The sequence below is a fragment of the Halorubrum sp. SP9 genome, assembly GCF_005435015.1.
Lineage (GTDB): Archaea > Halobacteriota > Halobacteria > Halobacteriales > Haloferacaceae > Halorubrum > Halorubrum sodomense.
On record NZ_SGXU01000391.1, the window covers coordinates 1 to 441 of the forward strand.

Annotated in this window: 1 protein-coding gene; it reads left to right on the forward strand. The window is 51.5% G+C overall.

The features are described from left to right. Nucleotides 1-441: PAS domain S-box protein (locus EXE45_RS20055; protein ID WP_158294340.1), on the forward strand; the 441-nt coding region annotated here is incomplete at both ends.

Consider the following 441-nt stretch of genomic DNA (forward strand, 5'->3'; position numbering starts at 1 on the left):
GGCCAAAATCCACGGTTTCTCCAGGGTGACGACACCGACCCAGAAAGTAAACAGAGGCTACGCGAAGCGATTAGCCGAGAAGAACCGGTCTCACTTGACATTCAAAACTATCGAAAAGACGGGACACCGTACTGGAGTCAGCTCTCGATCACACCCGTTACAGACAAACACGGTACTGTCGAGAACTACATCGGTATCCAGCAGGATATTACTGAACGCAGAGAGCGCGAACAGAAATTGCTTGCAGAGCGCGAGCGATTCCGATTATTGATTGAAAGCGTTGACGAGTATGCTTTCCTCGCCATCAATGAAGACGGGCAGATCCAGACGTGGAACGAGAGCGCCAAACAGCTGTTCGGATACACTGATGAATCGGCACTTGGGATGGACGTCGCTACACTCCACCCGCCTGCTGATCGAAAGTCAAAGATCCCAGAGAGA